This is a genomic window from Bacillus mobilis (assembly GCF_001884045.1).
GTDB classification, from domain to species: domain Bacteria; phylum Bacillota; class Bacilli; order Bacillales; family Bacillaceae_G; genus Bacillus_A; species Bacillus_A mobilis.
The window spans coordinates 1-18,437 of the sequence record NZ_MACF01000140.1; the positions used below are offsets into that span (position 1 = coordinate 1).

16 protein-coding genes are annotated in these 18,437 nt (G+C 36.9%); 5 read left to right on the plus strand and 11 right to left on the minus strand.

Annotation, left to right across the window (positions count from 1 at the left end):
* The 5 genes from acdA to BAQ44_RS27180 form a co-directional block, all read right to left on the minus strand.
* On the minus strand, nucleotides 1-880 hold an 880-nt coding region (acdA, locus tag BAQ44_RS27160), incomplete at its 3' end, for an acyl-CoA dehydrogenase AcdA (protein ID WP_071724814.1).
* Between the two features lie 21 nt (nucleotides 881-901).
* Nucleotides 902-2,032, minus strand: coding sequence for an acyl-CoA dehydrogenase (locus tag BAQ44_RS27165; RefSeq protein ID WP_063262340.1), 1,131 nt, complete (start codon nucleotides 2,030-2,032; stop codon nucleotides 902-904).
* Nucleotides 2,033-2,104: 72 nt separating this feature from the next.
* Nucleotides 2,105-2,956, minus strand: a complete 852-nt coding sequence (locus BAQ44_RS27170; RefSeq protein ID WP_000538860.1) for a 3-hydroxybutyryl-CoA dehydrogenase — start codon at nucleotides 2,954-2,956, stop codon at nucleotides 2,105-2,107.
* Nucleotides 2,957-3,012: 56 nt separating this feature from the next.
* Nucleotides 3,013-4,296 (minus strand): acetyl-CoA C-acetyltransferase, encoded by a 1,284-nt coding sequence (locus tag BAQ44_RS27175; RefSeq protein WP_073517205.1) that lies wholly within the window; start codon nucleotides 4,294-4,296, stop codon nucleotides 3,013-3,015.
* A gap of 9 nt (nucleotides 4,297-4,305) precedes the next feature.
* Complete coding sequence (locus BAQ44_RS27180; protein WP_071724818.1) at nucleotides 4,306-6,417, minus strand: (Fe-S)-binding protein; 2,112 nt, start codon at nucleotides 6,415-6,417, stop codon at nucleotides 4,306-4,308.
* Between the two features lie 298 nt (nucleotides 6,418-6,715).
* Here BAQ44_RS27180 and cls point away from each other — a divergent pair, with 298 nt between their 5' ends.
* From cls to BAQ44_RS27195, 3 genes are all read left to right on the plus strand, one after another.
* A complete protein-coding gene (gene cls / locus BAQ44_RS27185; RefSeq protein WP_063262344.1) occupies nucleotides 6,716-7,909 on the plus strand; it encodes a cardiolipin synthase in 1,194 nt (397 codons plus the stop codon).
* 33 nt (nucleotides 7,910-7,942) lie between these two features.
* Nucleotides 7,943-8,896 carry a UV DNA damage repair endonuclease UvsE gene (gene uvsE, locus BAQ44_RS27190; RefSeq protein WP_071724820.1) on the plus strand — a complete coding sequence of 318 codons (954 nt, stop codon included), beginning with the start codon at nucleotides 7,943-7,945 and terminating at the stop codon, nucleotides 8,894-8,896.
* Nucleotides 8,897-9,024: 128 nt separating this feature from the next.
* The gene (locus BAQ44_RS27195; protein ID WP_071724823.1) at nucleotides 9,025-11,703 is read left to right on the plus strand and encodes a DUF4084 domain-containing protein; all 2,679 of its coding nucleotides are present in this window, start codon (nucleotides 9,025-9,027) and stop codon (nucleotides 11,701-11,703) included.
* Between the two features lie 17 nt (nucleotides 11,704-11,720).
* Here the strand turns inward: BAQ44_RS27195 and papR are convergent, their stop codons facing one another.
* Entirely contained in the window at nucleotides 11,721-11,867 is a 147-nt protein-coding gene (gene papR / locus BAQ44_RS27200) for a quorum-sensing peptide PapR (protein ID WP_071724825.1), read from the minus strand.
* A gap of 90 nt (nucleotides 11,868-11,957) precedes the next feature.
* Nucleotides 11,958-12,815: a transcriptional regulator PlcR gene (plcR, locus tag BAQ44_RS27205; RefSeq protein ID WP_071724828.1), complete on the minus strand. Its 858-nt coding sequence runs from the start codon at nucleotides 12,813-12,815 to the stop codon at nucleotides 11,958-11,960.
* Nucleotides 12,816-13,213: 398 nt separating this feature from the next.
* Here plcR and BAQ44_RS27215 point away from each other — a divergent pair, with 398 nt between their 5' ends.
* Nucleotides 13,214-13,537 carry a bacillolysin gene (locus tag BAQ44_RS27215; RefSeq protein WP_063262348.1) on the plus strand — a complete coding sequence of 108 codons (324 nt, stop codon included), beginning with the start codon at nucleotides 13,214-13,216 and terminating at the stop codon, nucleotides 13,535-13,537.
* A 12-nt stretch (nucleotides 13,538-13,549) separates the two neighbouring features.
* On the opposite strand, the gene BAQ44_RS27220 is transcribed toward BAQ44_RS27215, so the two are convergent.
* The 4 genes from BAQ44_RS27220 to BAQ44_RS27235 are packed head-to-tail and all read right to left on the minus strand — an operon-like array spanning nucleotide 13,550 to nucleotide 16,913.
* A complete protein-coding gene (locus tag BAQ44_RS27220) occupies nucleotides 13,550-14,152 on the minus strand; it encodes a response regulator transcription factor (protein ID WP_000619254.1) in 603 nt (200 codons plus the stop codon).
* Entirely contained in the window at nucleotides 14,149-15,279 is a 1,131-nt protein-coding gene (locus BAQ44_RS27225; protein WP_071724830.1) for a sensor histidine kinase, read from the minus strand. Before BAQ44_RS27225 ends, BAQ44_RS27220 begins: the two co-directional genes overlap by 4 nt.
* Nucleotides 15,280-16,014 carry an ABC transporter permease gene (locus BAQ44_RS27230; protein ID WP_071724832.1) on the minus strand — a complete coding sequence of 245 codons (735 nt, stop codon included), beginning with the start codon at nucleotides 16,012-16,014 and terminating at the stop codon, nucleotides 15,280-15,282.
* A complete protein-coding gene (locus BAQ44_RS27235; protein ID WP_071724834.1) occupies nucleotides 16,011-16,913 on the minus strand; it encodes an ABC transporter ATP-binding protein in 903 nt (300 codons plus the stop codon). The genes BAQ44_RS27230 and BAQ44_RS27235 overlap by 4 nt, the downstream gene beginning before the upstream one ends.
* 157 nt (nucleotides 16,914-17,070) lie before the next feature.
* Here BAQ44_RS27235 and map point away from each other — a divergent pair, with 157 nt between their 5' ends.
* Nucleotides 17,071-17,865: a type I methionyl aminopeptidase gene (map, locus tag BAQ44_RS27240; protein WP_002096176.1), complete on the plus strand. Its 795-nt coding sequence runs from the start codon at nucleotides 17,071-17,073 to the stop codon at nucleotides 17,863-17,865.
* Nucleotides 17,866-18,437: the final 572 nt, after the last annotated feature.

Here is an 18,437-nt window from a genome sequence, read left to right on the forward strand (position 1 = left end):
CCTCCACATCCGTTGCCATATCTGCAAGTTTAAAACCAATTCCTTGCTGCGCCGCAATTGGTTTCCCAAACTGATGACGCTCTCTTGCATATTCTACAGAAGCATCTAAAGCCCCTTGCGCAATACCGACTGCTTGCGCGGCAATACCATTACGGCCGCCATCTAATGTTTGCATCGCAACTTTAAATCCTTGGCCCTCTTCCCCGAGTAGGTTCTCTACAGGAATACGGCAATCTTCGAACATAATTTCAGTTGTTGGTGAAGAGCGAATCCCTAACTTGCTTTCCTTCTTCCCAACTGAAAATCCTGGTGTATCACTTTCCACAATAAACGCGCTCGTACCACGTTGCTTCGATTCAGGATCAGTTAACGCAAAAACAACATAAATATCAGCAATACCGCCATTTGTAATAAAGATTTTCGATCCATTTAAAATGTAATGGTCTCCATCTCGTTTCGCAGTTGTCCTCATTCCGCCAGCATCCGAACCAGAACTTGGCTCTGTTAAGCCGTATGCACCAATTTTCGTTCCTTCAGCCATCGGTCGTAAAAACTTTTGCTTTTGTTCTTCCGTTCCAAATTTAAAAATTGGCCAACCAGCAAGTGAAGTGTGTGCAGACAGTGTTACACCTGTTGAAGCACAAACACGAGATAATTCTTCAATAGCAATTACATACGCTAAGTAATCGCTTCCAATTCCACCGTATTCTTCAGGCCATGGAATGCCGGTTAAACCAAGCTCTGCCATTTGATCAAATAGCGCGCGATCAAATCTCTCTTCTTCATCGCGCTCAGCTGCAGTCGGTGCTACTTCGTTCTTAGCAAAATCCCGAACCATTTTTCTTATCATTTCATGTTCTTCTGATAGTTTAAAATGCATGCCCGTCTCCCCCTTGTCCTTTTATAAAGCTCGACTAATAACAAGCTTCTGTATCTCACTCGTTCCTTCATATATTTGCGTGATTTTCGCATCACGGAAAAATCGTTCTACTGGATAGTCTTTCGTATAGCCGTAACCACCAAATACTTGCACCGCTTCAATCGCAACTTCAACAGCCGTCTTAGAAGCGAATAATTTCGCAATAGATGCCTCTTTACCACATGGTAATCCTTGTGCTCTTAGCGATGCCGCTCTATATACGAGTAATCGCGCTGCCTCTACACTAGTTGCCATATCTGCAAGTTTGAATCCGATTCCTTGCTGCGCCGCAATTGGCTTTCCGAATTGCTCACGTTCTTTCGCGTAATCAATTGCACATGCAAGCGCTGCTTCCGCAATTCCTAAAGCCTGTGCACCAATTCCAATTCGTCCAACATCTAAATTCGCCATCGCTACCTTAAATCCTTGTCCTTCTTCACCAAGTAAATTCTCAGCCGGCACTTTCATATCTTCGAACGTAAGTTGTACTGTGCGAGAACCGAGAAGTCCCATTTTGTGCTCATCTTTTCCAATAATTAAGCCCGGTGTATCTTTCTCTACTATAAATGCAGAAATCCCACTTTTTCCTGCCTCTGGATTTGTAGAAGCGAATACAATGTATGTACTTGCTTCACCACCATTTGTAATAAATACTTTCGATCCGTTAATAATGTAGTGATCGTCTTTCTTTACAGCTCTTGATTTCAAACTCCCTGCATCTGATCCTGCATTTGGTTCTGTTAATGCAAATGCACCTAAATACTCACCAGTCGCAAGTTTAGAAACATATTTCTGCTTCTGGTCTTCTGTTCCGAAGTATAAAATCGGATTCATTCCAACTGACGTATGTACAGCTAAAATTACACCCACCGTTGCACTTACCTTTGAAATTTCCTCAATTGCTAAAATGTAAGAAATAAAATCCATTTCTGCCCCGCCATATTTTGCAGGCGCTGGAATACCCATTAGTCCAAGCTCCCCCATCTTTTGCAAAATCTCTTTCGGGAACACCCCTTGTTCCATACTAGGAACAAAGGGAGCTATTTCCTTCTGCGCAAAATCTCGAACCATTTTCCTCATCATTTGTTGCTCTTCAGTAAAATGAAAATTCATGTACTTCGCCTCCGTTTGCTATATATCTTTTTAACAATTTGGTAAGACCACTATTTTAATAAAGGGAGGAGTTTATTCGTAAACGTAGAAGCCACGACCCGTTTTACGTCCTAACCATCCTGCATTCACATACTTGCGTAATAATGGACATGGGCGATATTTACTATCACCTAAGCCTTCATGCAACACTTCCATAATGTATAAACATGTATCTAAACCGATAAAATCAGCGAGCGTTAAAGGCCCCATCGGATGATTCATACCGAGTTTCATTACTTCATCAATCGCTTCTTTCGTCGCTACACCTTCATATAACGTATAGATTGCTTCGTTAATCATCGGTAATAAAATACGGTTCGATACAAACCCTGGGAAATCATTTACTTCAACTGGTACTTTCCCAATTTTCTTCGTAATATCTTCAATCGTTTCATAGACTGCATCATCTGTAGCCAATCCACGAATAATTTCAACAAGCTTCATAACCGGAACTGGATTCATAAAGTGCATACCAATTACTTTCTCCGGACGTTTCGTTACCGCTGCAATTTCTGTAATTGGCAAAGATGACGTATTTGTCGCTAAAATTGCGTGTTCCGGAGCGATTTCATCTAGATTCGCAAAGATTTTCTTTTTAATATCCATTTTCTCAACAGCTGCTTCAATAATAAGATCCGCTTCCTTCACACAATCTAAATCAAGCGTTACTGTAAGGCGATTTAGCGTAGCTTCCTTCTCTTCTTCCTTCATGCGCCCTTTTTCTACTTGGCGTGCTAAGTTTTTCGTAATAATAGCCAATCCTCTGTCTAATTGCTCTTGTTTTAAATCTTGTACCTTCACATCATATCCTGCCATTGCACATACTTGTGCAATTCCCGATCCCATTTGCCCCGCACCAATTACAACTATTTTTTGTACACCCATTCTTTTTTCCCCCTTAATATAAATTGTTAATAAATCAAAAATCACCTACACATAAATTAACGAACTTCAATCATGATTGCGTCACCTTGACCGCCACCACTACAAATCGAAGCAATTCCAATTCCGCCGCCGCGCTGCTTCAGTGCGTGAATAAGTGTAACGATAATTCGCGCTCCACTTGCTCCAATCGGATGTCCCATTGCCACTGCGCCGCCATTTACATTCAATTTGTCTGGGTCAATCCCTGCAATCTCTGTACTTGCAATTGCTACCGCTGCAAATGCTTCATTAATCTCGAATAAATCGATATCTTCAATTGTCTTGCCTGTTTTTTTCAACAATTCGTTAATTGCATAACCTGGCGTTCTTGGGAAATCTTTAGACTCTACTGCAATTGCCGTATGTGCCAAAATTGTCGCTAATGGCTTTCTTCCTTCTTGCTTCGCTCTGTCTTCGCTCATTAGTACAAGTGCAGCACCACCATCATTTAGTCCTGGTGCATTACCCGCTGTCACCGCTGACGTCTTATCAAATACAGGTTTTAATTTCGCTAATTTTTCAATCGTTGTATCCGCGCGTGGCGCCTCATCTTTTGCAACGACAATAGGATCGCCTTTTCTTTGCGGAATCGTTACTGGTACGATTTCCTCTTCAAAACGTCCTTCTTTATGTGCTGAAACCGCGCGTTGATGGCTACGATACGCCCATTCATCTTGCGCTTCGCGAGAGATTCCATCTTCCTTCGCAACTTCTCCGCCATAAACACCCATGTGTATACCTGAAAATGCGCATGTTAAACCGTCAGCAACGTTTAAATCAATCACTTCGTTGTTGCCCATTCTGTATCCCCATCTTGCTCCGCGTAAAATGTAAGGACTATTACTCATCGACTCCATACCGCCAGCTACAATAAGTGATTGATCACCAGTACGAATAATTTGATCCGCTAACGTAACCGCACGAAGCCCTGATGCACAAACTTTATTCACCGTTTCCGTCTGCACTTCCCAAGGGATTCCAGCAGCCCTCGCAGCTTGGCGTGATGGAATTTGTCCCTGTCCACCTTGAATAACTGTTCCGAATATAACTTCTTCCACATCATTAGCAGAAACATTTGCTCTTTCAAGCGCTGCTTTAATTGCAATTCCCCCAAGTTCTGTTGCTTTCACGTCTTTTAAAGATCCTCCAAATTTCCCAACCGGTGTTCTTGCAGCACTTAAAATAACTGTTTTACTCATATCTATTTCCCCCATCTCTTTTTTTAGCACCGAGCGCTCGCTCGGTGTTCTTACGTTGAGAAGAGGTGCAATGATTGCACCTCTCTCTAAAGTTGTATTCATTCCTATAAATTAAATTGCTTCTTTCTTCTGTCCGATAACAGAGCGTTCTAAAATCTCTGTTACATCAAGAGTTTGAACATTCTCTTCTACTTCTTTCGCTTTCGTCCCATCACTAATCATCGTTAAGCAATATGGACAACCTGTACCGATAATGGATGGCTCTACAGCTAGTGCTTGTTCTGTACGAGCAACGTTAATACGTGAACCTGCTGATTCTTCCATCCACATTAGGCCACCACCTGCGCCACAACACATTCCTGTTTCACGGTTTCGTGCCATTTCTACAAGGTTCACACCAGGAATTGCTTTCAAAATGTCGCGCGGTGCTTCATATACTTCGTTGTATCTTCCTAAATAACAGGAATCATGGTACGTAACTGTTTCCTCAATAGCGTGAACAGGTTTTAATCGTCCTTCTTTCACCCACTGAGCTAACAATTCTGTATGATGATAGACTTCTGCTTGCAAGCCAAAGTCTGGATACTCATTTTTAAATGTGTTATAAGCGTGAGGATCAATCGTAACGATTTTCTTCACTCCTGCTTTTTCAAATTCCTCGATATTCTTTGTCGCCATCTCTTGGAAGACAAATTCATTTCCAAGACGTCGCGGTGTATCCCCAGAATTCTTTTCTTTATTACCAAGTATCGCGAATGAAATGCCTGCTTCGTTCATTAACTTCGCAAATGATATTGCAATCTTCTGACTACGATTATCATATGATCCCATTGAACCAACCCAGAATAAATATTCGAACTCCTCGCCAGCTTTCGATTTTTCTTTTACAGTTGGAACCGTTACTTCATCATCACCTTGGCGCCAAGTTTCACGCTCTTTACGGTTCAGTCCCCATGGATTCCCTTGACGCTCGATGTTTGTCATCGCACGCTGCGCTTCCGCGTCCATCTTTCCTTCTGTTAAAACGAGATAGCGGCGTAAATCAATAATTTTGTCAACGTGCTCATTCATAACCGGACACTGGTCTTCACAGTTACGGCACGTTGTACAAGCCCAAATCTCTTCCTCTGTAATAACATCTCCGATTAAACTCGGATCGTAAGCTAGCGTTGTAGCTGCTGATTCTTGTTGCCCTTTCCCAGCTGCCATCATCGCTAACTGATTTCCTTGTGTATTATTAAAAGCCACTACTGGAACCCACGGTGCCTTTGATGTCACTGCTGCTCCTTTATCAGTTAAATGATCGCGAAGTTTTAAAATTAAATCCATCGGCGATAACATTTTCCCTGTTCCAGTTGCTGGGCACATATTTGTACAGCGACCACACTCTACGCAAGCGTATAAATCAATAAGCTGATTTTGTCTAAAGTCTTCGATTTTACCAACACCAAATGTTTCTTGCGTTTCATCTTCAAAGTCAATCTTTTCAAGTTTCCCTGGATTTGAAAGACGACCGAAGAAAACGTTGGCTGGTCCCGCAATTAAATGCGCGTGTTTTGATTGTGGAACGTACACTAAAAACGTTAACAAAATTAGTAGATGCACCCACCAAGAGAAATAGAACACAGAAATGGCTACGGTTTCATTTATTCCCGAGAAAACGTAAGCGATTGCAGAAGCGATTGGTTCACTCCATGAAAGCTCCTCGCCGTGCCATATAATTCCCATCCCATTACCGAGTAGCACAGAAATCATTAAGCCACCAATAAAGATAAGAACAAGACCTGATTTGAAATTACGTTTTAAACGAACTAGCTTCTCAACATAACGTCTATGAAAAGCCCAAAAGACTGCAATTAAAATAACAAGTGTGACAATTTCCTGGAAGAATGTAAATGCAGGGTATAGTGGTCCAAGTGGAAGATGTGATCCTGGTGCGAGTCCTTTCCAAACGAAGTCAATTGCTCCAAATTGGACAAGAATAAATCCGTAAAAGAACATAACGTGAATAATGCCGCTCTTCTTATCTTTCAGCAGCTTTTTCTGACCGAAAACATTGACCTTAAGGAGGTCCCAACGCTCTTTAAAACGACGGTCAAATTCAATCTTTTTTCCTAACTGTATGTAGGCCATCCTCGTTCGTATAAGATACACAAACAAATATCCCGCATAAGCAATAACAGCAATGGCAGCCAGCCAATTCATGATCAGTAAGCTATTCATTTTTATGCTACCCCTCTCTTTGTAAGCCCTCTTTCTTTTTTAGAATCTTCAAAAACATATAATTTTCTGAATTTTTCCCCTATCTTCATTATATAATGAGTGAGCATTCAGTCAACAGTTTTTTGTTATACAACAACATATTTTTTCATAAAGCTGTTTATTTCGGTGAAACTATAAAGTGAAACTTTAATCAGTAGAGAGCTGTTTATTCCCTACTGACTATTAGCCTCACCAATCGGGCTTTACCAGGTAACCAGCAAAATGAAGGTGAAAAGAATGCAAAGGAGGGAATTCACTTATGTTCTTCTTATCTCTCTTGTTACTATGCGTTACTCTTTGGATCACAATTGACCTTTTATATGGAAGAATTCTTCATTTAAAGCGTGTGCGCTCTCGTACCTTCCCTTTACGTCAAAGTAATTTTCACCTTTATACATACGGGCAAGATTTATATGATGCTTTATTTACTGATATACAACAAGCACGGCACCATGTGCACGTTTTATTCTTCATTGTAAAAAACGATAAAATCAGTCGTGAATTTTTAAATTTACTTATCGATAAAGCACAGGAAGGAATTGAAGTAAGACTTTTACTCGATCGATTGGGAAGCCATCATTTATCAAACGAGGCAATTCGCTCCCTACAAAAACATGGTGTCTCTTTTTCATTTTGTCACAAAGTAAAATTTCCTTTTCTTTTCTTTTCTGCCAATCAAAGAAACCATAGAAAAATTACAGTTATTGACGGGAAAATTGGTTATATTGGTGGATTTAATATTGGAGAAGAATATTTAGGGCATAATCAAAAATTAGGATTATGGCGCGATTATCATTTACGTCTTACAGGCGAAGGTGTACAAGATTTACAAAAACAATTTTTACATGACTGGTTTGATGATACAAACCAAAACTTATTGGATACTTCTCTTTATTTTCCAAAACTGCAACCTGGTACCATCCAACATCAATTTATTCCGACAGATGGGGCCTATTTACAACATACTTTTTTACACTTAATTGAAAATACGGAAAAAGAACTCTTTATCGGTACACCATATTTCATTCCTGGAAAAAAAATTATGAACGCATTATTAAGAGCACGAAAACGTGGGGTTCAAATCACGATTCTCGTTCCAGAAAAGGCAGATCATGCCCTTGTTCGAGAAGCAAAATTTCCATATTGCCGAAAGTTAATACAAGCTGGGTGCAATATTTACGCATTTCAACAAGGTTTTTTTCACGCTAAAGTTATTATAGCGGACGATTATATTTGTGATATTGGAACTGCAAACTTTGATATGAGAAGTTTATATATTAATCATGAAATCAACTGCCTTTTATATGATAAACATTTTATACAAATAGTAAAAAACAAATTCCATGAAGATCTAAAAAATGCGTCCTTACTTTCCTTTAAAGATGTTAGCCCGCATTCCCTTATTGATAGGGGAAAAGAATGGATAGGAACGATATTTGCTTTCTTCTTATAGGAAAGATAATGAGTAAAAAGAGGTGTATCACATATGATTATGCGGTTTGGATATGTCTCACATGCAATGGCACTGTGGGACTGTTCTCCTGCCAAAACGATGACATTTACAAGCTTTCAAAAGCTCAGTAAACAAGAACGAGAAGATAAATTGTACGATGTTACAAGACAAAATCTTGAGCATACAATACGTATTCTTCATTACAATATAGCGCATGAAATTCCTTTATATCGTTTATCCTCTTCCATCGTCCCACTTGCAACACATCCTGAAGTCGAGTTTGATTATATCGGGGCATTTACACCGCTTTGGCGTAAAATTGGGGCATTAATTAAAGAACACAATTTACGAGTAAGTTTTCATCCAAATCAATTTACGCTATTTACAAGTGACAAGCCACATATTACAACTAACGCTATTACAGATATGACCTATCATTATAAAGTATTAGATGCAATGGGCGTTGCAGATTCTTCCTATATTAATATCCATGTAGGTGGTGCCTATGGAAATAAAGAAAAAGCGGTTGAGCGTTTCCATGAAAATATAAAAAAACTTCCTACACATATAAAAAAGCAAATGACGCTTGAAAATGATGATAAAACATATACAACTGCTGAAACTTTATCGATTTGCCAAAAAGAAAAGATTCCATTCGTATTTGATTATCATCATCACATAGCAAACCTTTGCGAGGAACCGCTAGAAGTGTTACTTCCTGCAATTTTTGAAACTTGGTCACATACAAATATCCCTCCTAAAGTTCACATTTCCTCCCCTAAATCCAAAAAAGAATTTAGGGCCCATGCTGAATATATTGATTTAGAGTTTACCAAGCCTTTCTTACACATTGCAAAAAAAATCAATCATAATTTCGATATTATGATTGAAAGTAAACAGAAAGATTTAGCGATGCTGCAATTCATACATGAATTATCCTCTATAAGAGGGATAAAAAGAATAAATGGCTCAACATTACAATGGTAAATTGTAATGTTGATCTATTTTTTTCAAAAAAAGTAATTTTTTTAGTAAAAACCACCCTATTTTATATGCTATGATTGGAATTAGCATTTTCCACCTGTGATTCAACTTTATTGAAACGGAGTCATAATATGATTAATCAAAAAAAATATGTACACTTTGTCACGATGTATATAACTATATTTTCTCTTTGGATATTTCTTATCCCTAAGGACTTGAATATAAAAGAAACTGGAATTCTCTTCTTATTTTGTTTTGCTGCACTCTTTTCTTGCTATTGCTTATATAAAGCTATTAAGAAAATGAAGCGTAGTGATAAATTATTTTGGGTTTTATTACTATGCACTTGCATATGCGGACTAACTATGGAAATAACTTTATTTCTTCATTCACTTTCTATATATGATCAAGTCATATTCTCATATAAAGCACTACCTTTTTTCATCATACAATATATTTTGCTCTTTTCTGGATTTGCTATCAAATTCATAAAACATTACTCTATTAGAGGCCTTGCTCAATTTTCATTTGATAGCATTTTTATTGTTATTATGAATATTTATTTTACCTTAACTTTTATTTTGGACCTTTCAAGCTTTCGCATGTTAACAACCGATAACTGGGTTTTAATTGGGTACTTTATTGCACAGGCATTAGTAATTTACGCCGTTATTAGCCTATATAGACGAGAACAATATTCTGCTAGCAGAATTTCATTAATTATCGGCTTTACTATCATACTTGTGTACGGATATATACATCTGTTCCAACTAAACGCGGGGATGAAAACTTCTTCTGAAGTCTCTTACTTAATACATACTGCTTCGATTTTATTAATTGGTTTGTCGTCCATACTATACATTTTGGATAAACCAATGCAGCATGAAACGAAAGCAAAATATTATCGATTTGACTATGTTCGCTTTATATTACCTTATTTTAGTATAATCATTACCTTTTCCTTTATTATTATTCAACCATGGGATGATAAGTTCATGTTATTCGGTCTAGTATTATCACTCATCTTATTATTCCTACGACAACTTTATATGTGGAAAGATAATCAAGCACTAATCGATACATACGAACAGTTGACTACACAACTAGAAGACAAAGTAGAAGAAGGTGCGTCTGCGTTATCAAAGAGTGAACAACGCTATAAATCATTATTCGAAGATCATCCTGATGCCGTTTTCTCTTTAAATATGGATGGTATTTTCCAAAAATCTAATACAGCTTGTGAAAGCTTATTTACTGCCTACTATTGTGAAGTAGAAAGCTATTCTCTTCTACACTTTATTGACTCAAAAGACCATGATCTACTAAAGAAAGCTTTACAAATGACACAAGAAGGTAGACCACAAACTTTAGAAGTTCGCACAAAAGAAAAAGAAGGCTATTACTATTACCTTCACATTACACTCATCCCTACTTTCATAAACAAAGAAGTTGTTGGGATGTTCGGCATAGCACGCGATATTACAACTTTATATGAAAAGCAAAAACAAGTAGAACACTTAGCCTTTCATGATGCGCTTACTGGATTACCAAATCGCCGAAAGTTTGAAAAAGATTTGAAAAAGATTTTAAATACAGCTCAAACTAGTGCGAATGATGTTGCCGTCATGTTCCTTGATTTAGATCGATTCAAAAAAATAAACGATAGACTTGGTCACGATGTCGGAGATCTATTATTAATTGAAGTAGCAAAAAGGTTACGCAGTTGCTTGCGTTCAAAGGATGTCGTCGCTCGCCAAGGCGGAGATGAGTTTACAATTCTATTACCAGATATGTACTCAGAGAAAAGTGCGGCTTTTATAGCTGAACAGATTTTAACCATTTTAAATAAACCATTCTTCATTAAAGAAGAAGAACTATCTATTACACCAAGTATCGGCATTGCCATGTACCCTGATTATGGAACAGATGTAACAGAATTAATGAAAAATGCTGATATGGCTATGTATCGCGCGAAAGCAAATGGAAAAAACAGATTTGTTTTCTTCTCAAAAGAAATGAGTATCGCACAAAATGAAATCCAATTCTTAGAAGGCGAACTCGCAAAAGCATTACAACAAAATGAATTTTTCCTTGAATATCAGCCACAAGTAAGCACAGCAACAAAACAAATTATCGGTTTTGAAGCACTAATCCGTTGGAAGCATCCAAAACTCGGCATCGTATCTCCTGCCCAATTCATTCCTCTAGCGGAGGAAACCGGATTTATTATTGAACTTGGAAATTGGATTTTACGTACCGCTTGCTTAGAAGCAAAAAGATGGCATAATCAAGGTTTTTCTCACTTGAAAGTTGGTGTGAATTTATCTGTTGTTCAATTTAACCATGCAGATTTAATCCCAACTATTTCAAAGGTTTTAGAAGAAACAGAACTAAAACCGGAAGCACTAGATATTGAAATTACGGAAAGTATTGCAATTAATCAAAATCAATCTGTAGTTACAAAACTAGAACAGCTTCAAAATCTCGGTATTCAAATTTCAATCGATGACTTTGGAACTGGTTATAGTTCTTTAGCTTATTTAACAAAATATCCAATCAACACATTAAAAATTGCTCGAGAGTTTATTTGCGGCATTACAAATAGCCCTTTAGAGGAAGCGATTATCTCTTCCATCATTACACTATCAAAAGAACTAAATTTAGAAGTTATTGCAGAAGGTGTAGAGACGGAAGAACAATGGAAGTTTTTATATGAACAAAACTGTGACCATATTCAAGGATTCTTTATTAGCAAGCCTGTTTCTAGTAAAGATGTTTGGAGGTTACTCCACAAAAAAACAACCGTCTAATTAAGACGGTTGTTTTTTTAATATTCAAAAGGTACATCTGAAGCTAATTGTATCTCTTGATCATTATGAGAAATTACTTGGTTTTTCTCTAAAACTGTATCTCCTAATGAAATACCCCATGCCATTGCTAACGTTAACAGACTACCAATAAGTAGTTTTTTCATATTCCATCACCCGCATTTTTTTCTTTAAATATATCATGAAAATTTATCCACATTTTATGCAATTATGCATATTTGCTTTTTGGATCCTTTTTATTTCTTCATTCTTTTTATAATTGATTCTTTTAATGTATGGTTTCCTAATATATCAAAAAAGAAGTAAGCTTTTTCGTAAGCAGCTTCAATTTCTGCTCTATCACACTCTAGCTTTTCTAGGCATTCAACTTTTCGATAGTATAACTGTCCAATCAATGTCATACTATTAATTTGACACGATAGTTCAATGGCTTTATTTGCGTGACAAAGCGCTTCTTCGTATTGATTGTCTAAGTATAATGCTTTTGCATGATTATGTCTCACCTTCACATCAAACTCTTTATTATCATGTAATGCCTCTAATTGTTTTAATATATTTTCATATAACTTAATACTCTTCTTAAAATGGCCATTTTCAGCGTAAATGTTTGCAATTGCGTTTTCAATATAAAGATTTTGATATACATCTATTCCTGCCAATTGTTGATTGAGCAATTTCTTTAATTCTAAAATACAATATTCGTAATCGATTTTTTTCAATATGTAAGCAGCTACATAATATTGCCATTGAAGAAATTGCTGAAGCTCAGGATGATATTCTTCCTTTTTCAACTCATTCCATACTTTATTATAAATTTCTTTATATTTCTTTTGCTTACAAAGCATAATAATTCGATCTTTTAACTGCTTATTCCTCTCAATATCAGAATAAATGAGTACCTCATAAAAATGAATAATGGGAACTTGTAACTTCGCTGCAATGCCTTGCAATATATCCATACTTGGGTATACCGCGCCCGATTCAATTCGACTCACTTCCGATTGATGACATATGTTCTCGGATAACTGCTTTTGTGTTAATCCTCTCATCACCCTAATTTTCTTAATTTCACTTCCTAGTTTTTCTGCGTGCATACTTACTCACCATCCCATTATAACAATCTAATTTTTTAAGTTGTCATACCACTACAATAATGTGAATTCGACAATTTTTGATATGAAATAATGCATAATATATATAAAATTCGGCAAATTTTTCATACAATCCATCTCATATAATATAATAAACTAGTAATTTTATAGATAAATTATAGAAAATTTGCCCATGCTTTCGTTACATTCGGTTTTCTTTATCCTTTATCAGCAGAAGCTATTCACACCCAAGAACTAGATAAAAGTTGAAATCGCTCAGCCTAGTTTAACGATTTAAAAATTAACACAACCTCAAAATGATACAAAAATATATGGCGAAAGAGTATTTAAAGGGTGAGATAAACGAGGCTAAAGCTCAACAAGAGTGAGTGACAACTGAAATGAATGTAGATTCCCAACCTACAAATAAAAAAACAAAAGAAAATCAAACCGAAGTTCACCTTGTACAAACTTACAAAAATTACAAAGTATATTGCCAAGATCTTATTGTAAAAGTAGATAAAAATGGAGTAATTACAACTGTTAGTGGTAAAGTTGTCCAAAATTTAGACCAACAACCTAATCTTACTATAACAAATTTTTTGTCGAAAAATGAAGTAAAATCTAAATTACGCGATATACTTCAAATTCTGAGCGATGCGACTGCGACGAAACCCTCTATTGGAATACTTGTTTATAAGAAAAAAGAAGTTTACCATTCATAGGTAAACTTCTTTTCATATCCATCCCTTTTCTTCCGCAATTGTAATTGCCTCAATTCTATTTTTCGCATCGAGCTTCGTTAATACTTCAGAAATGTAATTACGTACTGTTCCAGGTGAAAGATAAAGTGCCTTCGCAATTTCATTTGCCGTCTTGCCTTCTTTCGCAAGTAACAATACTTCTTTTTCACGATCTGATAACGGATTTTGCTCCTGCCATAAGCCGAACATTAAATCTTGAGAAATCTCTCGCTTTCCTTTCATTACATTACGAATCGATGCAGCTAAATCTTCACTTGGGCTATCTTTTAATAAATATCCGTGCACGCCAGCTTTCATAGCTCGTTCAAAATATCCAGGGCGTGCAAATGTTGTTAAAATCATCACTTTACATGCTGATTTTTCTTTCTTTAACGTTTCCGCAACATCTAATCCACTCTGAATCGGCATTTCAATATCCATAATACTTACATCAGGCTTTAGCGATTCGATTAATTTTAGCGCCTCTTCCCCGTTCGCAGCTTGCCCAATTACTTCAATATCATCTTCTAGATCAAGCAGGGCGCCCAATGCACCACGAAGCATCCGCTGATCTTCTGCAATAATAATTCGAATCATGCCCTCACCTCATCTTTTCCTGTTCGAATAACAACTGGAACTTTTACTGTTAATAGTGTCCCTGGATTGATCGTACCCAGTTCAACAAATCCATCAATAAGAGCGATCCGCTCCTTCATACCACGAATGCCATTCCCATCGTGGCTTTGACCTGCTAAACCGATTCCGTTATCTTCTACTGTCAAAATCAATTCACCTTGTGATTCTCGTACAGAAACTGTGCAACACGTCGCCTTACTATGCTTTACAACATTCGTCACAGCCTCACGTAAACACATTCCTAAAATATTTTGTTCAATTGGTGATAACGAACTCGAACTTGCTTCCTGCTTCACTTCTAATTCGATATTAGCCGCTTGTAAGATCGCTCTTATTTGCTCCAGCTCTTCTTCTACTGTAATCATACGCATATCAGAAATTAGTTCCCTTAGCTGCTTTAAAGCGGTACGAGATGTTTGCGTAATTTCCTTTGCTTCCGCACTTGCACGCTCCGGATTTTTTACAATTAACTTCTCCACGAGCTGACTCTTTAACGTAATAAGAGATAGCGTATGCCCTAACGTATCATGAAGATCTCTTGCAATTCGCTGCCTTTCTTCACGTTTTACTAAGTCTTTAATTTGTTCGTTTGCTTCGTTTAATTGATTTCTTAATATCTTTTTTTGATTAAAATTGCGCATACCAAATGGCGTAATGAGCATTAAAATAAACATCGGAACGATATTCACTAAACTTGTAGTTGATATTTGATTCATATTTACAAATATAAAAATTCCAAGCATTATAGCTAACAAACTTAACAAAACTCGAAAATCTTTCTTATTTGGCGCAAACCCTATCGCACTTGCTGTGAAAAAACCAAAGAATATCATGAAGGCATTATAATAAAAAGCAAATAACAACGTAAGTATCATTTGAATACATGCCCATAAAACGAAAGTCTTATTAACAAAATAAAGCTGACGGTATGTGATAACAAAAAGTATCAACATACCGCTTCCCATTATAAGCTTCCACCCTGATGCTTGTGCTAGATGGTAAATTGGAAATAACAGATACACAAGCCACATATACGGGAAGAAACCCATCTGCTTCGGAAAAATCTCAATCCTCTTCTTCTCTATCATTTATACCGCTTCCTGTCTTTTTCTTATATATATTGATACTACAACAAATATAAGGAAATAACCTCCTAGTACCGCGATATTTTCCCAACCAATTGATTTTCCGGCTACAATATCCCATGCACCGCTTCCGAAATGATATGTTGGTGTCCATTCCCCGATAGATCGTAATATTTTCGGAAATATTTCGATTGGCATCCATAGGCCACCAAGAATTGCTAAACACATATTTAAAATATTTGCTAATCCTGCCGCTGCATCAGCCTTCTTAATCGAACCGATTACTGTTCCAAGCGCTAAAAATGGTGTCACGCCTAATAATAACCATAACCCTGCACCAATCCATTGACCAAATGTTAACTGAACATCATTAATTAAAATTCCTGCTATAAAAATAACCAAGATCGAGAATGCATTCACTACTGTTTGAGCAATAATTTTAGCTGCTATATACGCACCCTCTGGAAGTGGTGTGATTTTTAAAAGATGTGTCCACCCTTGCCCTTTTTCCTGAGAAAGTCTCACACCGAAGCTAAAAAGTGCGGTTCCTACAATACTAAACGTCGCCATCGAAATTAAATAATGTGCTTTCCACGCATCTCCGTTTTGTGGCACTTGAACCACATTTGTGAAAATATAGTAAAACATAACCGGCATTAATAGTGAGAAAAAGATAAATAGTTTATTGCGAAACGTACGTAATATTTCCATCTTACATTGCATCAAAAACGCTCTCATGCGATTTCCTCCTCCTGATTTGCGACAAACTGTTCAAATGCTTCATCAAGACTTCCACGTTCAACAGACACATCTGTTACAGGTAAGTTCTTTTGATAAATTGCTTTTAAAGTTTCATCTGTATCTTCAGTTGTTAAAGTGAAGTGCCCATCGTTTGACTGTACTTCGGTTACGTTTGGTAATTCTTTTAGTAATTTTGCAGGAATACTTTCCTTCGAATAAAACTTGATTGTTTTTCGTGAAATCGTCGCCTTCATCTCATCTGGTGTACCATCTGCGATAATCTTTCCATTCGCAAACAATAAAATACGATTCGCCAATGCATCCGCTTCTTCTAAATAGTGCGTCGTTAAAATAATTGTTTTCCCTTCACTTGCTAGCTTTCGAATTGTTTCCCAAAACGTTCTTCGAGACGTAATATCCATTCCAACTGTCGGTTCATCTAAAAATAGCAATTCAGGATTTCCTGCAAGTGCAAGCGCAAAGTTTAACCTTCTTTTTTGCCCACCTGATAATTTCTCACATCTTTGCTTTCGCTCCGATTCTAAATTTGATAACTGTAGTAACGTTTCTTTCGCTACCGGATTCGTATAATAACTACGGAATAACTCAATTGCCTCTTCTACTGTAATGCTATCAATGACACTTACTTCTTGTAGCATCGCACCAAGGCTATTACGAACATCTCTACGCTTTGGATTCTTTCCAAATATAGAAACAGTTCCTTCCGTCGGATCCTTTAATCCAAGCATCATCGACATCGTCGTCGTTTTCCCTGCACCATTCGGTCCAAGTAGTGCTACGATTTCTCCTTTATTCACATGAAATGAAACGTTATTTACTGCTTTTTTATGTTTAAATGTTTTAGAAACACCATTTACTTCTATAATCTTTTCCATCTCTCCACCCCCGCTGTTTCTTATATTTACATTGTACGTTTTGGAAAACTTAGGAAACAGTATGATGCGTCATGACATCGATATGACAATTGTCATGTATTCTTTATGAGAGGAATCAACCCACATACCGCAAGCGAGTAGCAGGACGAAAATAAACATGATACAATCGGGTAAGATATATATTCGAGGAAGGACAGTGGTTTTCATGATTATTCGTAATGAACAAGATTTAGAAGGCTTACGAAAAATCGGCCGCATCGTTGCACTTGCACGTGAAGAAATGAAAAAAGAAGCGAAGCCAGGTATGACAACGAAAGAGCTTGATTTGATCGGTAAAAAAGTATTAGATGAGCATGGTGCGATTTCTGCACCTGAAAAAGAATATGATTTCCCAGGTGTAACTTGCATCAGTGTAAACGAAGAAGTTGCTCACGGTATTCCAGGAGATCGCGTATTAAAAGAAGGCGACTTAGTAAATGTCGACGTATCAGCTGCACTTGATGGCTATTATGCAGATACAGGTATTTCATTTGTACTTGGAGAAGATGAAGCGAAAGAAAAGCTTTGCCAAGCAGCTGTTGATGCATTTTGGGCAGCAATGAAAAAGGTAAAAGCTGGTTCAAAACAAAACCAAATTGGTCGTGCGGTTTCAAACTTTGCACATAAAAATGGATACAATGTGATTCAAAACTTAACTGGTCACGGTATTGGCCTTAGCTTACATGAAGCACCAAACCACATTTTAAGCTACTTTGACCCAATGGATAATGCGCTTCTAAAAGACGGTCTTGTTATCGCTGTAGAACCATTCATTTCTATGAAAGCTGATCACATTATCGAACGCGGTGACGATGGTTGGACATTCGTTACACCTGATAAAAGCCTTGTTGCACAATGTGAACATACCGTTGTCGTAACACGCGGCGAACCGATAATTTTAACAGAAATATAAAAAAGAGCCGCTTCTTAGTAGGAAGCGGTTCTTTTTTATGTACTTTTTTGAAAAGAAGCAATACGGTTGAACTCTTTTTCATTTACGTATATAATTTTTAACGAAGGTTATTGATGATTATCTCTCATAAAAGATGATCAAGGGAGTACCTTCTTTTTTTATTTAATAGCATCGATTAAAGTAATGCGTTCTATTTATTATAAAACGCTGTCTTCGCTTTAATCTACGAATTGTATACTCTTTTAGACAGTACATATTTTCTTCATCCTGACCAAATTCAAGCTACATTTTATTACTACCTCAATACGAAAGAACTTTTTACAATAGGATACATTATTTGGGTTAGCATGTATCGTAAAACTTACCTTTATAACGATTCTTTGCACATTGCAAGAATACAAATCAATATAAAATAGTTTAAGCATTGCACTGCATATTTTTTGCATGTACCTATTTTATAAAGAACCACGTAACAAGTCACATCCTATAAAGGTCTGATATCATTCCTTATCAGTATTTCATTCGACACTTTTTGTCGAAATTTGTATATTCACTCCCTATATTATTAAAAT

Bases quoted from the DNA above. Each gene is read 5' to 3' on its own strand.
- BAQ44_RS27165 (WP_063262340.1), bottom strand. From the start codon at position 2,032: ATGAATTTTCATTTTACTGAAGAGCAACAAATGATGAGGAAAATGGTT.
- BAQ44_RS27170 (WP_000538860.1), bottom strand. From the start codon at position 2,956: ATGGGTGTACAAAAAATAGTTGTAATTGGTGCGGGGCAAATGGGATCG.
- BAQ44_RS27175 (WP_073517205.1), bottom strand. From the start codon at position 4,296: ATGAATACAACTTTAGAGAGAGGTGCAATCATTGCACCTCTTCTCAAC.
- BAQ44_RS27180 (WP_071724818.1), bottom strand. From the start codon at position 6,417: ATGAATAGCTTACTGATCATGAATTGGCTGGCTGCCATTGCTGTTATT.
- cls (WP_063262344.1), top strand. From the start codon at position 6,716: ATGTTCTTCTTATCTCTCTTGTTACTATGCGTTACTCTTTGGATCACA.
- uvsE (WP_071724820.1), top strand. From the start codon at position 7,943: ATGATTATGCGGTTTGGATATGTCTCACATGCAATGGCACTGTGGGAC.
- BAQ44_RS27195 (WP_071724823.1), top strand. From the start codon at position 9,025: ATGATTAATCAAAAAAAATATGTACACTTTGTCACGATGTATATAACT.
- papR (WP_071724825.1), bottom strand. From the start codon at position 11,867: ATGAAAAAACTACTTATTGGTAGTCTGTTAACGTTAGCAATGGCATGG.
- plcR (WP_071724828.1), bottom strand. From the start codon at position 12,815: ATGCACGCAGAAAAACTAGGAAGTGAAATTAAGAAAATTAGGGTGATG.
- BAQ44_RS27215 (WP_063262348.1), top strand. From the start codon at position 13,214: ATGAATGTAGATTCCCAACCTACAAATAAAAAAACAAAAGAAAATCAA.
- BAQ44_RS27220 (WP_000619254.1), bottom strand. From the start codon at position 14,152: ATGATTCGAATTATTATTGCAGAAGATCAGCGGATGCTTCGTGGTGCA.
- BAQ44_RS27225 (WP_071724830.1), bottom strand. From the start codon at position 15,279: ATGATAGAGAAGAAGAGGATTGAGATTTTTCCGAAGCAGATGGGTTTC.
- BAQ44_RS27230 (WP_071724832.1), bottom strand. From the start codon at position 16,014: ATGAGAGCGTTTTTGATGCAATGTAAGATGGAAATATTACGTACGTTT.
- BAQ44_RS27235 (WP_071724834.1), bottom strand. From the start codon at position 16,913: ATGGAAAAGATTATAGAAGTAAATGGTGTTTCTAAAACATTTAAACAT.
- map (WP_002096176.1), top strand. From the start codon at position 17,071: ATGATACAATCGGGTAAGATATATATTCGAGGAAGGACAGTGGTTTTC.